The 19,188-nt window shown below is 34.4% G+C and carries 19 protein-coding genes; 16 read left to right on the top strand and 3 right to left on the bottom strand.

The features are described from left to right. The first annotated feature begins 63 nt into the window (after nt 1-63). The 14 genes from HMPREF1208_RS03995 to brnQ3 all read left to right on the top strand — a co-directional run bounded on the left by HMPREF1208_RS03995 (nt 64) and on the right by brnQ3 (nt 16,015). Complete coding sequence (locus HMPREF1208_RS03995; protein WP_016425070.1) at nt 64-1,491, top strand: S41 family peptidase; 1,428 nt, start codon at nt 64-66, stop codon at nt 1,489-1,491. Between the two features lie 5 nt (nt 1,492-1,496). Beyond that, nucleotides 1,497-2,003, top strand: a complete 507-nt coding sequence (locus tag HMPREF1208_RS03990) for a GNAT family N-acetyltransferase (protein WP_016425069.1) — start codon at nt 1,497-1,499, stop codon at nt 2,001-2,003. Nucleotides 2,004-2,012: 9 nt separating this feature from the next. Further along, nucleotides 2,013-3,083 (top strand): undecaprenyldiphospho-muramoylpentapeptide beta-N-acetylglucosaminyltransferase, encoded by a 1,071-nt coding sequence (locus tag HMPREF1208_RS03985; protein ID WP_016425068.1) that lies wholly within the window; start codon nt 2,013-2,015, stop codon nt 3,081-3,083. Nucleotides 3,084-3,095: 12 nt separating this feature from the next. After that, complete coding sequence (locus HMPREF1208_RS03980; RefSeq protein ID WP_016425067.1) at nt 3,096-3,710, top strand: phosphatase PAP2 family protein; 615 nt, start codon at nt 3,096-3,098, stop codon at nt 3,708-3,710. Nucleotides 3,711-3,977: 267 nt separating this feature from the next. Continuing rightward, nucleotides 3,978-4,655, top strand: a complete 678-nt coding sequence (locus HMPREF1208_RS03975) for a response regulator transcription factor (protein WP_016425066.1) — start codon at nt 3,978-3,980, stop codon at nt 4,653-4,655. Continuing rightward, the gene (locus HMPREF1208_RS03970) at nt 4,652-6,016 is read left to right on the top strand and encodes a HAMP domain-containing sensor histidine kinase (RefSeq protein ID WP_016425065.1); all 1,365 of its coding nucleotides are present in this window, start codon (nt 4,652-4,654) and stop codon (nt 6,014-6,016) included. Before HMPREF1208_RS03975 ends, HMPREF1208_RS03970 begins: the two co-directional genes overlap by 4 nt. 99 nt (nt 6,017-6,115) lie before the next feature. Continuing rightward, nucleotides 6,116-8,902 carry a 2-oxoglutarate dehydrogenase E1 component gene (locus HMPREF1208_RS03965; RefSeq protein WP_016425064.1) on the top strand — a complete coding sequence of 929 codons (2,787 nt, stop codon included), beginning with the start codon at nt 6,116-6,118 and terminating at the stop codon, nt 8,900-8,902. Between the two features lie 14 nt (nt 8,903-8,916). Continuing rightward, nucleotides 8,917-10,188 carry a dihydrolipoyllysine-residue succinyltransferase gene (gene sucB, locus HMPREF1208_RS03960; protein ID WP_016425063.1) on the top strand — a complete coding sequence of 424 codons (1,272 nt, stop codon included), beginning with the start codon at nt 8,917-8,919 and terminating at the stop codon, nt 10,186-10,188. 235 nt (nt 10,189-10,423) lie between these two features. After that, nucleotides 10,424-10,660 (top strand): hypothetical protein, encoded by a 237-nt coding sequence (locus HMPREF1208_RS03955; RefSeq protein WP_016425062.1) that lies wholly within the window; start codon nt 10,424-10,426, stop codon nt 10,658-10,660. Nucleotides 10,661-10,722: 62 nt separating this feature from the next. Then, nucleotides 10,723-11,547, top strand: a complete 825-nt coding sequence (locus tag HMPREF1208_RS03950) for a hypothetical protein (RefSeq protein WP_016425061.1) — start codon at nt 10,723-10,725, stop codon at nt 11,545-11,547. 6 nt (nt 11,548-11,553) lie between these two features. Further along, nucleotides 11,554-11,757, top strand: a complete 204-nt coding sequence (locus tag HMPREF1208_RS03945) for a DUF6501 family protein (RefSeq protein WP_016425060.1) — start codon at nt 11,554-11,556, stop codon at nt 11,755-11,757. 94 nt (nt 11,758-11,851) lie between these two features. Beyond that, nucleotides 11,852-12,652: an ATP-binding protein gene (locus HMPREF1208_RS03940; RefSeq protein ID WP_016425059.1), complete on the top strand. Its 801-nt coding sequence runs from the start codon at nt 11,852-11,854 to the stop codon at nt 12,650-12,652. Between the two features lie 11 nt (nt 12,653-12,663). Further along, nucleotides 12,664-14,559, top strand: a complete 1,896-nt coding sequence (locus HMPREF1208_RS03935) for a nitric oxide reductase activation protein NorD (RefSeq protein WP_016425058.1) — start codon at nt 12,664-12,666, stop codon at nt 14,557-14,559. Nucleotides 14,560-14,668: 109 nt separating this feature from the next. Next, nucleotides 14,669-16,015, top strand: coding sequence for a branched-chain amino acid-like transporter carrier protein BrnQ3 (brnQ3, locus tag HMPREF1208_RS03930; protein ID WP_016425057.1), 1,347 nt, complete (start codon nt 14,669-14,671; stop codon nt 16,013-16,015). A gap of 70 nt (nt 16,016-16,085) precedes the next feature. Here brnQ3 and HMPREF1208_RS03925 read toward each other — a convergent pair whose 3' ends face one another. From HMPREF1208_RS03925 to HMPREF1208_RS03915, 3 genes are read right to left on the bottom strand one after another with little or no spacing between them, the layout of a single operon-like run. After that, nucleotides 16,086-17,261, bottom strand: a complete 1,176-nt coding sequence (locus HMPREF1208_RS03925; protein ID WP_016425056.1) for a toxic anion resistance protein — start codon at nt 17,259-17,261, stop codon at nt 16,086-16,088. Next, complete coding sequence (locus HMPREF1208_RS03920) at nt 17,258-17,899, bottom strand: 5-bromo-4-chloroindolyl phosphate hydrolysis family protein (protein ID WP_016425055.1); 642 nt, start codon at nt 17,897-17,899, stop codon at nt 17,258-17,260. Before HMPREF1208_RS03920 ends, HMPREF1208_RS03925 begins: the two co-directional genes overlap by 4 nt. A 12-nt stretch (nt 17,900-17,911) precedes the next feature. After that, the gene (locus tag HMPREF1208_RS03915) at nt 17,912-18,184 is read right to left on the bottom strand and encodes an acylphosphatase (RefSeq protein ID WP_016425054.1); all 273 of its coding nucleotides are present in this window, start codon (nt 18,182-18,184) and stop codon (nt 17,912-17,914) included. A gap of 161 nt (nt 18,185-18,345) precedes the next feature. Between HMPREF1208_RS03915 and msaA the strand changes: the two genes are divergently transcribed. Next, nucleotides 18,346-18,654: a regulatory protein MsaA gene (gene msaA, locus HMPREF1208_RS03910; RefSeq protein WP_016425053.1), complete on the top strand. Its 309-nt coding sequence runs from the start codon at nt 18,346-18,348 to the stop codon at nt 18,652-18,654. Between the two features lie 181 nt (nt 18,655-18,835). Next, on the top strand, nt 18,836-19,036 hold the full coding sequence (cspA, locus tag HMPREF1208_RS03905) for a cold shock protein CspA (protein WP_014613945.1): 201 nt from the start codon (nt 18,836-18,838) through the stop codon (nt 19,034-19,036). Nucleotides 19,037-19,188 lie beyond the last annotated feature (152 nt).

Genomic DNA, 19,188 nt, shown 5'->3' with positions numbered 1-19,188 from the left:
GAGCAATGTCTCACCCTTTTTCCTTTGAAAAATCAGAAAATCAAATAAGAAGGTGAAATACGATTGAGTACGTCTAACAACAATAAAAAGCCAAAACGTTACATATCTTTAAAAACCTTTATTTTAAGTATCCTACTCACTTTTGTTTTAACGGCATTAGTTATTGCAGGGGGATTTTTTTACTACAACCATGCATCTCAAAACCAAAAAGTGACTGCGAATGCCCAAAAACTAAGTGATGTATACGAGTTAATTGCGAATGATTATTATAAAAAGCAAGATAAAGAACAACTTCTCAATGACGCAATTAAAGGCATGACTAAAAGTTTAAACGATCCATACACTGAGTATTTATCTCAAGATGAAACTAAATCTTTCCAAGAAGATGTTTCTGGCGATTTTGTCGGGATCGGTGCTGAAATGCAACAAAAAGGAAAACAAATTATTATTACAAGTCCAATGAAAGATTCACCTGCTGAAAAAGCGGGCATTAAACCAAAAGATGAACTATTAGCAATTAATGGTCATTCGACTAAAAACAAAGCGCTCAATGCTATTATTCCTGAAATACGCGGTAAAAAAGGAACTGAAGTCAAACTGACGATTAAAAGAGGCAATGACACAAGAGATATTACGGTTAAAAGAGATAAGATTCATGTAAAAAGTGTCGAATACAAAAAACATGGACACATTGGCGTGTTTAAAATTAATAAATTCCAAGAAGGCACTGCAGGAGAACTTAAATCTGCCATTCAGCAATCACAAAAAGAAGGTGTCACACAAGTATTATTGGATTTAAGAAATAATCCTGGCGGCTTGTTGGACGAAGCTGTAAAAATGGCAAATATTTTCCTTGATAAAGGAGAAACTGTCGTCAAACTCGAAAAAGGCAATCAAAAAGATGCTGTTAAAACCGCAAACCAACCGTTAGATCATATTAAAGATATGAAGGTTTCAATCCTATTAAATGAAGGTTCAGCGAGTGCTTCTGAAGTATTCTCAGGTGCGCTACACGACCATCATATTGCCAAAATTTATGGTACAAAATCATTTGGTAAGGGTATCGTACAAACAACACGTGAATTTAAAGATGGATCTTTATTGAAATTTACTGAAATGAAATGGTTAACACCTGATGGTCATTATATTCACGGTAAAGGTATTAAGCCAGATGTTCCTGTTAAAGGTGCAGACTATGAAAATATAAAACCCATTCCGACAGATAAAACTTACCAACAAGGTGACCACGATAAAAATATACGCTCAATTAAAATTGGAATGAAAGCCTTAGGTTATTCAATAGATGCAGTGGATGAATCATACGATGCGCAATTAACGACTGAAATTAAAGCATTTCAACAAAAAAATCACATAGAGGCAAATGGGATGTTTAACGAAGAAACAAATCGTCTATTTACAGAAAAGCTGGTTGAAAAAGCAACGCGTGAAGATCCTATGCTTGAACAAACGCTAAAGAAACTTGAGGAGTGATTTCATTGATCAGAAAAGCAACATTACAAGACCTTAATCAAATCGAAGCTTTAACAGAAGAAGCAAAACAACTAATGATTGAGGATAACAATCCACAATGGGATCATCGTTACCCACTTAAAACCCATTTTAAAACAGATATTGAAATGGGCGGCCTATACGTTTATGACGATTCAGAAATTAAAGGTTTTATCGTCATTGACCAAAATGCACCAGATTGGTATGATGCGCTTGAGTGGCCCATTGATAAATCGAATGCTTATGTCATTCATCGCCTTGTCGCATCGCCACAATATCGAGGGATTGCGCAACAACTAATGCAATTCGCAATGGACTTGGCAGAATCACATCATGTTCAAATTTTGTTGACAGATACATTTTCACAAAATGAACGCGCACAAGGATTGTTCAAAAAATATGGTTTTGTCAAAACTGGTGAAATGACAAGTACTGAGTTTCCTTTTGATAAAGGTAAACCATTTTATGCATATTATAAAAATTTAACAGAATAGAGGGTTAATATGGTTAAAATTGCATTTACAGGTGGCGGAACTGTTGGACATGTGTCGGTCAACTTGAGCTTAATTCCAGCTGCAATCGAGAAAGGACATGAGGCATTTTATATTGGTTCGAAAAAGGGAATAGAACGTGAAATGATTGAATCGCAATTGCCCCAAACACCTTACTATGTCATTTCTAGTGGTAAATTACGGCGCTACTTTTCTTTTGAAAACTTAAAAGATGTCTTTAAAGTGTTAAAAGGAATTTTAGATGCACGTAAAGTCTTAAAACGCGAAAAGCCAGACATCGTTTTTTCAAAAGGGGGCTTTGTCTCCGTGCCAGTTGTATTAGCTGCAAAATCATTAAAAATACCTACAATTGTTCATGAATCTGATTTAACGCCGGGTCTAGCTAATAAAATTGCAATTAAGTTTGCCAAAAAACTTTATACAACATTTGAAGATACGTTAAAGCATGTTCCGAAAGATAAAGCAGATTTTGTCGGGGCTACCATTCGAGAAGATTTGAAGCACGGCAATAAAACACGTGGTTATCAATTAACTGGATTTAATCCAAACAAAAAAGTGTTACTTGTGATGGGCGGCAGTATGGGAAGCCTTAAAATAAACGAGGCCATTCGTCGTCATCTTGATACATTGCTTGAAACTTATCAGATTATTCATTTGACTGGTAAAGGCTTAGTCGCGCCACATGTCCAAACTGAAGGTTATGTACAATTTGAATTTGTTAAAGATGATTTAACAGATTTACTTGCAATTACAGATACCGTCGTTTCAAGAGCGGGTTCAAATGCGATTTATGAATTTCTAACATTACGTTTGCCAATGCTTTTAATCCCATTAGGCCTTGATCAATCACGAGGCGATCAAATTGATAATGCGCAATATTTCGAAAAGCAAGGTTATGCTACTATGTTAGATGAGTCCGAACTCACTAGTGAAACATTGATGGCAGCGCTCAATGAAATTGAAAAAAATAGAGCTCAATATATTAACAATATGGAGAATTTCACTGAAAGTTATACTAAAGATGATTTACTTGAAAAAATAATTCATGATGCACTTGGTTAAGGAGGTTAGTTCATGTCACATTGGAAGCGAATTTCACTTTTACTCATTTTTACACTGATATTTTCAGTGATTGCCATGTTTCATGAATCGCGCTTAGGCAAGTGGATTGATAATGAAGTTTATTCATTTATTTATTCTTCAGAGAGTTTTATATCGACTTCTATCTTTTTCGGTGCGACTCAAATCGGTGAAGTATGGGCAATGATTACATTATCACTCATTGTCGTAACTTTACTTATGCTCTATAAATACAAAATTGAAGCGCTCTTTTTTGCACTGACTATGATAATGTCCGGCGTGACGAATCCAATACTTAAAAATATATTCGATAGAGAACGACCAACTTTGTTACGACTCATTGATATATCAGGTTTTAGTTTTCCAAGTGGACATGCCATGGGTGCAACAGCATTTTTTGGAAGTTTAATGTTTGTTGCACACCGTATTTTAAAAGGGAAATCAAAAGCTTTTGTTATTGGTGCGAGTGCACTATTTATCATTTTGATTTCTAGTTCTCGTGTCTATCTCGGTGTCCATTATCCAACTGACATCATTGCAGGAATTATAGGCGGTGTGATTTGTATTTTACTGTCTCAACTCATCCTACGTAAACAATTGAATTTATAAAAAGCAACAAAGCCGCCGCAAATGAATGCGACGGCTTTTATTTAACGTTTAATATCAACGAATTTTTATACGGGCATATAAAAGGGGATATTATTGAAAATGACTCAATCTTAAGAACGAATTGTAGTGGGGGGTCGTTGTGATTGACAATCATTTTCAATTACATTATAACTCATTGAGAATGATTGTCAATTAAAAACGCAAAATTTTTTAAAAAACTTTCCCGTTTTATAGTTTTAGCATATGATTATGGAAGAGGTGACAAGCATGAAAAAAGTACTCATTGTAGAAGATGAAAAAAACTTAGCTCGCTTTATTGAATTAGAACTTAAACATGAAAATTATGATGTAGAAATTAGAAATGATGGCGCTTCAGGATTGAATCGCGCTTTACAACATGATTTTGATCTTATTTTATTAGATTTAATGTTACCTGAAATGGATGGTTTAGAAGTTTGTAAAAGATTGCGTACGCAAAAAGATACGCCTATCATTATGATTACTGCTAAAGGTGAAATAGAAGATAAAGTCACTGGGTTAGATTATGGCGCTGATGATTATATTGTCAAACCTTTTGAAATTGAAGAATTATTAGCAAGGAGTCGTGCATTGATACGACGGTACACAGATGAGCATTCAGCTAAATCAAATGTGATAGAAATAGATGGCATCAAAATAGATAAAAATGCTTTCAAAGTATGGTATGAAAATGAAACTCTCGAACTCACTAAAACCGAATTTGATTTATTATTACTTCTTGCAGAAAACAAAAATCGCGTCTTGCATCGAGAACAAATTCTTGATCATGTTTGGGGTTATGAATCTGAAGTCGAAACAAATGTAGTAGATGTATATATTCGATATTTAAGAAATAAATTGAAAAAAATCGATAAACAAAAGCTAATTGAAACGGTTAGAGGTGTAGGATACGTGATCAGACAATGAAACAATCGACACTAAAAACCAAATGGACATTTGTGACGACACTCATTACGTTTCTTATCATTTTCATATTTTGCTTACTCATTATTTATGCAATTAGTAGTTTACTCAAGCAAAATGAATTTCAAAAAGCAGAAAGAAGTGCAGATGATCTTTACAATCTTTTAGAAACAAAACCGGTAAAAAATATTACAGCTTTAGAGTATAGCTCCGTCACAGATAGCTATCAAAAAGTCATTCTTTATGATGAACACGGACATAAATTATTAGAAAACTCAAATACAACGAATATCCAGTTCTCACCACCTTTTCACCCTCACGAAACTCGAAACATTAAAATTATACGAAATGACAAAGGGGCTTATATTACTGTTTCTAATCCTGTAGATACGGGTCACTTTAAAGGGTATGCAACAATTGTTCACTCTCTTGATGTTTACGATGATTTACTCAATTTTATTACTTACTTGGCACTTATATTTGGTTTTATCGCATTATTTGTAACCGCATGTATCAGTTATTTCTTTTCATCGCAAATCACACAACCGATTAATATTATTACTGAAAAAATGACTCAAATTAGACGAAATGGGTTCCAAGAGAAACTTGAGGTACCTACGAATTACGAAGAAACAGATGCGCTCATTGATACATTTAACAGTATGATGGTCAAACTTGAAAATTCGTTTAATCAACAAAAACAATTTGTTGAAGATGCTTCACATGAATTGCGCACACCGTTACAAATCATACAAGGCCATCTCAATTTAATTCAGCGCTGGGGTAAAAAAGATCCTGACATATTAGAAGAATCATTGAATATTTCATTAGAAGAAATGAATCGAATTACAAAACTTGTCGAAGAATTGTTACTGTTAACTAAAGATGACTCACGCTTAACTGATAACCAAACGGAAAAAGTAGATGTAAACGAAGAAATTAAAAATCGGATACATTCTTTACAACAAATTCACCCAGACTATCAATTTAATTTTTCATCTAATTTAGATTTTATCTATTTAGATATTAATTCATTCCATCTAGAACAAATACTGTTAATCTTTCTCGATAACGCAATTAAATATGATACGCAAAATAAGCATGTATCAATAGCAACAAAACTAATTAACAACCAAGTCTTAATTAAAATTACAGATAGGGGAATGGGCATACCTCAGGCAGACCAAGCACATATATTCGATCGTTTCTATCGTGTTGATAAATCTCGGTCCCGCCAACAAGGTGGAAACGGACTCGGTTTATCTATCGCACATAAAATGGTCAAACTATATAACGGTCGTATTTCAGTCAAAAGTGAAGTGGGCCAATTTACAACATTTATCATCAGTTTCGATTCATTATAATAACTATAATTATCCAATTTTTTGCCTTTAAATGTTCACATTTTAATGCTATTATTGACCTGTAAGCGTTTTTATTTTTTTAAATGTGGAGGGTGGATTATGAAGAACGATAAACAGGTGACAGAGGCACCTGTAAACTTTGGAACAAATTTAGGATTAATTTTAGAACTTTATGATCAATATTTAGATGATCCTAGTTCTGTTACTGAAGATTTACAAGTTCTCTTTAGTACAATTAAAGACGGTGAAGCAACAGTTTCATCAACATATCAATCAAGCTCAGGGGATAGCACAATAAAACGTGTTATGCGATTAATTGATAATATTAGACAGTATGGTCATTTAGAGGCTGATATTTATCCTGTAAACGCGCCTCAACGTACGAATATTCCTAAATTAAATCCAGAAGACTTTAATTTAGATCAACAAACACTTGAGGGCATCTCAGCAGAAATCGTTTCTGACCATTTTAAGGATATTTATGATAATGCGTATGAAGCCATAGTGAGAATGGAAAAACGTTACAAAGGTCCTATTGCTTTTGAATATACACATATTAATAATAATAAAGAACGTGTATGGCTGAAACGTAGAATTGAGACACCTTATAAAGCAAGCCTCAACAAAGAAGAAAAAATTAAACTATTTAAACTTCTCGCACACGTAGAGGGGTTTGAGAAATACCTTCACAAAAACTTCGTAGGTGCAAAAAGATTTTCAATCCAAGGTGTAAATACCCTCGTGCCTATGATCACTCAAACAATTAAACGTGCAGCAGAAGAACAAATTACAAATATACAAATTGGTATGGCACATCGCGGGCGTTTAAATGTGCTAACCCATGTACTTAAAAAGCCTTACGAAATGATGCTTTCTGAGTTTATGCATACTGATCCGATGAAGTTTTTACCTGAAGATGGCAGTTTAAAAATCACTTCAGGTTGGACAGGAGACGTGAAGTATCATTTAGGTGGCATTAAAACAATTAAAGAACACGGCTTCGAACAACGCATCACATTAGCAAATAACCCTAGCCATCTTGAAGTTGTGGCACCTGTTGTCACTGGACGCACGAGAGCCGCACAAGATCGCACTGATGGCTCAAGTCAAATTAAGACAGATCACAATAGTGCAATGCCAATCATCGTGCATGGTGATGCTGCTTATCCGGGGCAAGGTGTCAATTTTGAAACAATGAACTTGGGTAACTTGAATGGTTTCTCAACTGGAGGTACTTTGCATATTATTACAAATAACCGTATTGGTTTTACAACCGATCCAGAAGATGGCCGTTCAACAACTTATGCAACAGACGTCGCTAAAGGTTATGACGTTCCAATACTACATGTGAATGCAGATAATGTAGAAGCTACAATTGAAGCTATCGATATTGCTATGGAATTTAGAAAGACATTCAACAAAGATGTCGTTATTGATTTAGTAGGTTATCGTCGTTTCGGTCACAATGAAATGGACGAGCCAACACTTACAAATCCATTACCATATAAAGAAATTAAAAAGCATGACACTTCAGAAGTCATTTACGGTCAACAATTGGTGGATGAAGGTGTGATTAGTCAAGATGAGATGGATGAAGTGATTGAAGGCGTACAAAAAGAAATGCGTCAAGCACACGATAAAATCGATAAAAAAGATACAAATAACAATACTGACATGGCAATGCCTGAAAGTATTGCAAAACCGTTAGCGAATAATGATTCTGAATTATCGCTTGAAAGATTAAAAGAAATTAATGAAGCAATGCTTACTTATCCTGAAGCATTTAATGTCTTTAAAAAGTTAAATCGTATTCTCGAACAACGTAGAGAACCTTTTGAAAAAGAAGGGGGGCTCGTGGATTGGGCACATGCTGAGCAACTGGCTTTTGCTACAGTGATGCAAGAAGGAATCCCAATTCGTATGACAGGTCAAGACTGCGAGCGTGGTACATTTAGTCATCGTCATGCAGTATTACATGATCAAGAAAACGGAGAAACATACATTCCGTTACAACATGTACCTGATCAAAAAGCAACTTTTGATATTCATAATTCACCATTATCAGAAGCTGCTGTAGTTGGCTTTGAATATGGATACAATGTAGAAAATCCATCATCTTTCAATATTTGGGAAGCACAATTCGGTGATTTTTCAAATATGGCACAAATGTATTATGATAACTTTATTTTCTCAAGCAATGCAAAATGGGGAGAACGTTCAGGATTGACATTCTTCTTACCACACGCATTTGAAGGGCAAGGTCCCGAACACTCATCAGCACGTTTAGAACGCTTCTTACAACTAGCAGCAGAAAACAATATGACAGTATGTAACTTATCAAGTTCAAGTAACTATTTCCATTTGTTACGTGCACAAGCAGCAAGCTTAGGCACAGATGCGATGAGACCTTTAGTATTAATGTCACCGAAAGGCTTGTTACGTAATAAAACCGTTGCACAGCCTATCGATGCATTTACAAGTGGTGGATTTGAACCTATTCTTGCGGAAAATCACGACGCAAATAAAATTAAAAAAGTCATTTTAGCATCAGGAAAAATGTTTATTGATTTGAAAGAACGTCTAAAAGAATCACCAAACGATGAAATTTTAATTGTCGCTGTTGAAAGACTTTATCCATTTCCAAAAGAAGAAATTGAGTCGCTATTAAAAACATTACCAAAACTTGAAACCATTGCATGGGTTCAAGAAGAACCACAAAACCAAGGTGCATGGTACTTTGTTCACCCTATTTTAAACGAACTTGCAGGGGATCAATATCAACTCATTTATCACGGCAGAAAACATCGTGCTGCACCTTCTGAGGGTGATGGAGAGATTCACAAACTTGTTCAAAATATCATTATTGAAAATAGTTTAAATATTTAGGGGGCATATTTAAAATGGCAGAGGTAAAAGTTCCAGAGTTAGCAGAATCAATTACAGAAGGTACCATTGCAGAATGGTTAAAACAAGTAGGTGACACAGTTGAAAAAGGTGAAGCCATACTTGAACTAGAAACGGATAAAGTAAACGTTGAAGTCGTTTCTGAAGAAGAAGGTACAATTCAAGAATTACTTGCAGAAGAAGGCGATACCGTTGAAGTCGGTCAAGCAATCGCTGTTGTAGGCGAAGGTGGCGCAAAAGCATCAAATAAAGATGATTCTAAAAAAGAAACATCGTCAAAAGAAAAAGATGATCAACAAGAAAGCCCGTCTGATCAAAAAGCAGAAGAAAAATCAGATAAACAAAATGAAGTAGCACAAACAGCTTCAAATGAACGAATCAATGCCACACCGTCAGCAAGACGCGCTGCACGTGAAAAAGGCATCAGTTTGAGTGAAGTGAGTCGTAAAGCGAACGATGTTATTCGTAAAGAAGATGTTGCTCGTGGCCCTCAAGAACAACAAGCAACAAAATCAGCAGATAAGCAAAATGAATCAAAACCACAAGCACCACAAAATCCGAACAAACCAGTGATTCGTGAAAAAATGAGCCGTAGAAAGAAAACTGCAGCTAAGAAATTATTAGAAGTGAGCAACAATACAGCAATGCTGACAACTTTCAATGAAGTTGATATGACAAATGTTATGGAATTGCGTAAACGTAAAAAAGAAAAATTTATGGAAGACCATAATGGTACTAAGTTAGGCTTTATGTCATTCTTCACAAAAGCTGCAGTTGCCGCTCTTAAAAAATATCCAGAAGTTAACGCAGAAATTGATGGCGACTATATGGTAACGAAACAGTTTTATGATATCGGTGTGGCCGTTTCTACACCGGGAGGATTATTAGTACCAAACGTTCGTGATTGTGATAAAAAGAACTTTGCAGAGATTGAAGAAGAAATTGCACGCTTAGCTGCAAAAGCACGTGATAATAAACTCTCTCTTGATGATATGGTCAATGGTTCATTTACCATTACAAATGGTGGTATCTTCGGTTCAATGATGTCAACACCAATTATTAATGGTAACCAAGCTGCTATACTAGGTATGCATTCTATTATGACAAGACCGATTGCAATCGATAAAGATACGATTGAAAATCGACCAATGATGTACATTGCTTTAAGTTATGATCATCGAATTATCGATGGAAAAGAAGCTGTAGGTTTCTTAAAAACGATTAAAGAACTGATTGAAAATCCTGAAGATTTATTATTAGAATCTTAAAAAGAAACGACTTTACACATTAAAATACAACGGTGCATGGACGCCGTTGTATTTTTCATTTGATTAACTTAACAAATTTCATTGCTATCATGCTATTCATAACATCGAATAGTGAAAAATGATTGACATTCGTCTTTAAATTAGGGATCCTGATATATTCAATTGTCAATACATATCCAAACGATGCGATATACGTTACAATAAAAGATAGGCGCATTAAGAAAGGAATTGACAAATGAACCGTAAATTAATAGTGCCTGTTTTAACAGTGGGCATTTTCCTAATTTTAATCAATATAGGGCTGATGATTGCAAGCCTAGTTGGTTCTATTCATTACTATCCTATTTTCCAAACGATAGGCTTAGCACTACTTGTACTATATGGTTTTGACATGATGAAATACAGTCATGCGAAATCCATATATTTATGGGCAGGAATTCTTTTTATTGTGTTTGGTATTTTCTTTAAATAATAGCGGTACCTTAACTTTAAGATGAAATCCAAAACGGACTTAAGAAAGAAGGAGAATCATTTATGTCTCATATCCGAAGTATTACACTTGCGACTGAAAATATAGACAAAACGATTGATTTATTTCATAATGTGTTAGGAATGACTTATCAAAAAAAGAATAACACTGTTCAATTTGGTGATGCAGCTATTAATCCAGGAACAAGAATACAATTTGTTGAAGTGAATCAACCTATTCAACAAGAGCATCAGCATTTTCAACTGATTGGATTGCGTACACCTTCAGATGAAGGAATTCGGGAATATGAAGATATTTTTCATCAACATCGTCTTGATTATCAAGAACCCACATTCATGAATGGTCATTCACATCTCGCTTTTTATGATTCCAATGAACAACGATTTGACATTTTTTCAAACGAAAACAATACGGGTGTGGGTCTAGGCATACCAAATGAAGAGAGTACCGTTAATCCACTTCATCAACTTCAAGGTGTGGGCCCAGTAATTATTAAAACGAATGAGTTGATGATTACGATTGCTTTATTAACGCAAATATTTAATTTTGAAGTTTTTGCAGAGTACGTGACACCGCAAACACAAATACGCACAGTTGTATTACAATCTCAAAATGGTGGCTTAGGCGCTGAAATTCACGTATTCGAATCAGCAGAAACCGTAATACTGCCAGAATATGGCATTGTAGAGCAAGTCGAATTTACTGCACAAAATATGTCCGAATTTAATGATGCGATTAATAAATTAAAAGCGCATCAAATGCCTTACGAAATTTTAAAAAATGATCAACAACATACACGTTCTATTCGGATAAATGATGCGAACGGTATTTCATATATCTTAACTTTAGAACAACAAGAGGAAGGATGAAATTAGATGTTACACGAAACTTGGAAAGAACAAACACCTCAAAAGCAAGTTAAAGTCATTCATACAGATGCAAAGAAATTTACAGTAAGTGATATGTTAACGATTGGCAATACATATCCAGTCGTTAATGAAACAGAAGAGTATTATCAAATAATTGATAATTCTGGTCATGTCGGTGGATACTATAAAACTTATTTTGAAGAAGTTTAATACAAGCAGACTTAGAAAATAGATGTGATAAAAAGCGGGGGTATCTTTTTACTCACGTCTTTTTTCATGCACTGAATTAGAAAGGATTTTGGGAATGATAAAAGAACATTTTACAAGTTATATAAACTCAGATGAAACGGTATTAGGAGATGCTGAAAAATTATTTGCTTTAAATAAAAACATTTTACTTAAAGGACCAACAGGATCTGGTAAAACTAAATTAGCCGAAACATTAAGTCATATCACTCAATTGCCTATGCATCAAATTAACTGTTCTGTGGATTTAGATGCTGAAAGTTTACTCGGCTTCAAAACAATTAAGACTTCAGAAGAAGGGCATCAAGAAATTGTCTTTATTGATGGGCCAGTCATTAAAGCGATGCGTGAAGGGCATATTTTGTATATTGACGAGATTAATATGGCCAAACCTGAAACACTACCGATTTTAAACGGTGTTCTTGATTATCGAAGACAACTTACGAATCCTTTTACTGGTGAGGTCATCAAAGCCGCACCTGGATTTAAAGTAATTGCCGCAATCAATGAAGGGTACGTCGGTACATTACCCATGAATGAAGCTTTAAAAAACCGCTTTGTAGTCATTAATGTGGATTATATCGATGGCGATACATTGCATGATGTCATTAAAGCACAAAGTCTTTTGCAAGATGACCGATTAATCCATCAAATTATTAAATTTAATGAAGATCTGCGCACGATGACACAACAAGGTCAGCTTTCTGAAGAGGCAGCCAGTATACGTGCTTTAATTGATATGAGTGATTTAGCAACAGTGATGCCAATCGAAAGAGCCATACAACGTACCATTATTGATAAATTAGAAGATGAACGTGAGCAACAAGCGATAATGAATGCAGTAGAACTTAACTTTTAGAGGGTGATTTGATGAGCGATCGTTTTATCATGTTTAATGATGAACAACTTGATGCAATGAAAGTGATGATACTCCAAGACCTTGCAAGGTTGTTACTGAAAAATGAAGACACGCAAGTAAAAATTCATAAATTTCCATATTATGACGCTATCCAAAATGAAGTAATCTGTAGTTCTTTTTGGGCACATCGACCTAAAACCATCGAACATACAGGTCTGAAAACTGATATTTTACTTGCAACGTACAGTTATTTTCATATGGATCCACAAGTGGTCAATGAAGTTTTAAATAATGAAGAAGGCTTTAAACATCCTAAACTGTATCGTCAATTATTTAAAATGATTGAGGAAATGCGTATTTTAAACTTAATCATCAAACAACGACCGATGACACAACGGATGATACAAGTCAGAAAGCAGATTCGCAAACAGTATTGTGAGTCACAAATCAATGTATACCGCACTAAAACATTATTCACTGACTTACTGTTTCTAAATTTAGAATTATCATTTTTACAAGATGATTTCTACACTGTACCGGATATTCACGTTGAGTTAGATGGCATATTAAATAGAATGTATCAATATCTACCTGATGCTTTTCAACTTCGTTCTAGTGAAGAGACAATGTACCTCGTACAAAGGATTATGTTTCAAGTGGACGACTGGCTCAGTGAAGATATGCTCAATGAATATTATCATATTCCCCGGCATATTTATGAAGCTTTATCAAATCTTACACTTGAAGATTTAAAGCGGACAGATGCTGCACAAACAGATGGCCATCGAGATGAAGAAGAGGAAGAGGAAGTTGAAGCAGAGCAGATCGAGTCTAAATATGCAGATAGCGACACTGCTGGCGGCACCTATCTCGAAATGGAATTACATGAAGGTGAAAATAGTGAGGTGTTAAGTGATAATGACACCGCAAGAGAAGGCGATAGTACGGACGATATGACTGATATGATTAGTAAAAAGGGACGCGGCTCTAAAGATACGAAAGAAAATGAAGAAGGTGGCGAACAAGGTCCATCGAACCAATTACTCAGTTTGTCGGGCATCAATCAATATGTTGATATTAAGTGGAATGTACCGGAGATTCAACCTGAATATTTCGAGGCATACCGTCAAGTTCAGAGTGAAGTGCAATATGAGATAAAAGATTTAATTCAAATTATTAAAAAAACTATCGATCGTGAGTACCAAGATGTTCGCACGCATCTTACTAAAGGACGTTTACAACGTAATTTAGTGAATTGGTTTATTGATGATCAATATAAGCTTTTTTATAAAAAAGCTGACCAGAGTCGAACATTCGATGCGACTTTTACATTACTCATCGATGCCTCAGCGAGTATGCACGACAAAATGGAAGAAACGATTAAAGGGGTCGTGCTTTTTCATGAAACTTTGAAATCTCTTAATGTTAAACATGAAATTTTAGCGTTTAATGAAGATGCTTTTGAAGCAGATGCTGAATATCAGCCTAATATTATTGATGAAATTATTCATTATCACCAATCTACGTTTAATACAGAAGCGCCAAGAATTATGTCATTAACACCTCAAGATGATAATCGTGATGGTGTAGCTATACGAATTGCGAGTCAACGCTTATTAACACGTTCAGAGCAACAACGATTCTTAATTGTATTTTCTGATGGTGAGCCTTCTGCCTTCAATTATAGTCAAGATGGAATTTTAGACACTTATGAAGCTGTAGAAATGGCACGTAAACTAGGAATTGAAGTTTTCAACGTTTTCCTTAGCCAAGAACCTATTACTGAATCTATTGAACAAACCATTCATAACATTTATGGTCAATATGCGATATTTGTGGAAGGCGTTCAACATTTACCGAGTATGTTGTCTCCGTTATTAAAAAAATTATTATTGAAATCATTTTAATACAAAACTTGAAGTTACATTTGTAATTTTCAGAAATTTTATAGACGATGGCAAATTCTTGTGATAGAATGAATCATATTTATTTAAAGGAATTTGAAGGAGTAGCAATATGAATAAAAACACTTTAATCATTGGCTTTATGTTATTTGCCATCTTTTTTGGAGCAGGAAATCTTATATTTCCACCAAACTTAGGCCTCGATAGCGGTCAATATTTTTGGCCATCCATTCTTGCTTTTGTACTAACTGGAATTGGTTTGCCATTACTCGGCGTTGTCGTTGGTGCATTAGATAAACAAGGTTATATCGGAGCAATTAATAAAATACATCCTGCATTTTCAGTTGTATTTTTAGTTTCTATCTATTTAACAATAGGGCCTTTATTTGCAATACCTCGAACAGCTTCAACATCTTTTGAGATGACAGTAACACCAGTTATCCATTCGAGTAATCCTTTGTGGCTATTCATTTTTTCAGTTATATATTTTCTTATTGTTTTATATTTATGTTTGAACCCAGGTAAAATCGTTGACCGTATTGGTGCCATTTTAACACCTTTACTTTTAGTGACAATTATCGCAATGATTGTTAAAGGTTTTATCGACTTTGGTGGCAAACCGCAAAGTAGTGCAAATCCTGAAACTTACACTTCTGCTTTAGGTGGTTTTTCAAAAGGATTTACAGAAGGGTATTTAACAATGGATGCAATTGCAGCGATTGCATTTTCAATGATAGTGGTGAATGCGGTTAAAGCAACAGGCCTTAAACATGCAAATGCCATTTTCAAACAAACAGCAATGGCGGGTATCATTGCGGCAATTGCATTAGCCGTCATTTATATCTCACTTGGCTTTATCGGTAATCACATGATTATCCCTGAAGATACAATGAAACGATTAGTAGATAACGATCAAAATATTGGGGCTTATTTATTAATTACAATGGCGGATGCAGGTTATGGTGCATTTGGTAAATATTTACTAGGTATTATCGTTGCACTCGCATGTTTAACAACAGCTTGTGGATTAGTTGTCTCTGTCAGTGAGTATTTCAATAGCATTTTACCTAAAATCTCTTATAAAGCATATGTTTACATTTTTACTTTAATTAGTTTTGTATTATCAAACTTAGGTTTAAATGCTGTAATCAAAATGTCTATACCGGTTTTACTCATTTTATACCCAATCGCGATTACGACAGTATTGTTAATTTTAATCGCACGTTTTATTCCAACACGACGAATTACGCAACAAATCACTGTGGCTGTTGTCACAATTGAATCTGCTTTAAGTGTTATGAATACAAACGGATGGTTAAAATTAAGCTTTATTGATCAACTTCCTTTACATCAACATTCACTTGAATGGTTTCCAATTGCTGTAGTTACATTAATCATCAGCTATATCATTGGTGCATTTGTAAAAAGTTCTAACATTATCGTTTACGAAAAAGAATAATCGTGAGTCATAATGAAACCACCGCATTCCTATTATGGATGCGGTGGTTTTTTAAATGTTTTCATACTGATTATTGCTGGTTTCTTTGAACTTTAGCTGTCGTCAGTCTTTCTTTTAAGTCACTTTCTAATAGCTTCAAGTCCGCTTCAGCTTGTTGTCTTTTTTGTCTGCCTTCCTCTTGAATTTGTAGCGTTTCTTCAATCGTTTGAATAATGTTATCTTGTGTTGTCTTAAGCGTTTCAATATCAACAATGCCTCGCTCATTTTCTTGAGCAGCTATATTAGCGTTTTGACGCAACATTTCAGAGTTACGTAAAAGCATTTCGTTGGTTGTATCTGTTACTTGCTTTTGTGCAATAGCAGCTTTATGTTGACGTTGTAAAGTAAGCGCGATTGCCATCTGATTTTTCCATAACGGAATACTTGTTAAAATTGAACTTTGAATTTTTTCAGCGAGCGCACGACTCACATTCTGAATCATTCGAATTTGTGGCGCCGATTGTAAAGAAATCTGTCTTGATAATTTCAAGTCATAAATTCGCTTATCTAAACGATCTAAAAATTGCTCCATATCTGCAACTTCTTGAACTTTCATTTGATCAGATGCGCTTTTAGCTTCTTCACGCAATTGAGGCAATAGCGCTTGTTCTATTTCTTTCTTTTTCTGTTCACCAGCTTGAATGTATAAGTTTAAAATATCAAAATAATCTTTATTTTGTTGATACAAGCCATCTAACATTTGGATATCTTTTACTAATAGTGATTTGTTTTTATCGAGTTCTATCGAAATACGATCCACTTGAGCACTTACCGATTGCATTCGTGAAAATAGCTGTTGCATTGAATTTTTTGAACGCTTAAATATTTTCTTTAAAAATGAATCATCCTTTTGAGATAACGACTCAGGATCAACTTCTTTAAGTTTTTTCATCAATTGTTCTAATGTATCACCGATGGGGCCTACATCTTTAGACTGTATTTCATTCAACATTTGATGCGAAAAAGTTGAAAGCTGTGTTTGCGCGTTAGCTCCAAATTTCAATAAACTTTCATGATTTAAAGGTTCGATTTGTGCAGATAAACTATGAATCTTTTGACGATCTTGTTCTGATAAATGTTTATCTAACTCTGACGATGTTTCTAAAGCTTGTACCTGACTTTGAGACGTCATTTCTTGATCAAAAGATTTGAAATAATCATCTAAAGGATGTGCTGTCGCTTCTTTAGAAAGGTCATTTTGTTTCATCGATCATTCTCCATTTCTTTCATATTTCTTTTCTGATACAGCTGATTAAGCTTTATTTCCGTGTCTAGTTGATTATAATCTTGTTCATTAATTTGTTTTAAATCAGCAATCAGCGTACGTTTGACTTCTTCTAATGTAATACGCGTTTGTTGTAATTTTTGTTGTTCTTCTGCTGATTTTAAAGGCATTTTCGCAAGACGTGTGTAACTTTCAACAAGATAAAGCGCATTATCGATATGCGAATAATAAAAACTTTCTATCTTATAAAATTGAAAAGGCCGTTGTTTAACGAGCGCGTTAATCGTACGACTCAAACGAAAGATGTCATTAATCAACTTGAAATCTTGTATAGATCGTACATTAATAAATGTTTTTAAAATTCTTTTGATTTTACTTTGTGCTTGGTTTATTTGATGCACAATATAGCGATAGTCTTTGCGCGATAAATTCATTTCTTGTAAATACGCACGTGATGTGAGTCTTTGTGTTGGAACATAACCCGCAATAAATCCTGTAAAGCCTATCAACATGTCTAAAATAAAATTTAAATCTAAGGCAAAAATACTTGTCAGCAGTGCGATAATAGATACCGGAATACCGACAAAAACACCCCAAATACGAGAAAATATATACTTCATATCCATCTTCCTTTAAGATATCACTTTAAAATCTCTAAAATCTTTTTCTATTTCTAGTTCGTCAACAGAATAGTGTGTAACACTTGAAGCAGGGGAGGCGCCCTTCGATACAGCCTTTGTAAAGCTTTCAAGTTGTGTTTCATTCCCTTGAGCATGAATTTCTACATAATCATCTTTATTTTTTACATTGCCAACGATTTCATATTGCATCGCAAGTCGTTCAGTAAAATATCTAAACCCTACACCTTGCACCCGACCATATACACGGATTAAATAGTGCTTCATTTAACATCACCTCTTACAGTTAATTATAAGGATTTTCAGCCTAAAACTCTAATAATAAAGCTACATCACATGTCGATTATTTAAGTGCTTTAACTTGATTTTTAAATTTAAAAATATTATTTTGGATGAAAGACATTTCTTGTATTTAGGGGGACAATTTCATGTGGGAAGTTGCTAAGATTCGTGCAGACTACGAAGGTTGGTGGTTATTCGATGACTGGCCAGAACACATCGTAGATACACAGAAGTTTGATTCGTACGACGCATTTATACAAGCTTACCAACAGTTGATCCAACAAGCGAAAGGCTGTTATGACAATTACATTGTTGGCAAGCATAATATTTACGCATTTTATAATAATTGTGACATGAACTATTGCGAAGACTGTGAGGAAAATCTTCAAATCTTTTATAGCTATATTACATTAAAAAATGAAAAAATTTATTTAAATTTACCAATAATAGACTAATCGATAAATTTTAAATTCTATATTGCAAATCATGCACAATTGCCTTATAATAAGGTATAAGCAATAGCATTATTCCATATTGCAAAAAATATTTTTTTAGATTATATAAATTAATAATTAGTATTTTTTGTAATATGCGAATAGCGCATATTGAATTTTAGTCTTGGAGGTTTCACACATTATGAAACAAGGTACAGTTAAATGGTTTAACGCTGAAAAAGGATTTGGTTTTATCGAAGTTGAAGGAGAAAACGACGTATTCGTACACTTCTCAGCTATTAACCAAGAAGGTTACAAATCATTAGATGAAGGTCAATCAGTTGAATTTGAAGTAGTTGAAGGCGATCGCGGTCCTCAAGCTGCAAACGTTGTAAAACTATAATAAATAGATGCAATATTGACTTAGAAAAACAGTGAAGCATACTTCACTGTTTTTTTGTGGTTGTATATTTTTAACGGTTGGTGAAATATTCACTGACCGTTATTTTAATTTTTGATATTAAAAAAGCACAAATATCTCTATAATTGTAAGTG

Origin of the sequence: Staphylococcus sp. HGB0015, from assembly GCF_000411275.1 — a bacterium.
Taxonomy (GTDB): Bacteria; Bacillota; Bacilli; order Staphylococcales; family Staphylococcaceae; genus Staphylococcus; species Staphylococcus schleiferi.
The sequence above is the reverse complement of the archived record's forward strand: the minus strand, read 5'-3'. Positions and strand labels throughout refer to the sequence as shown.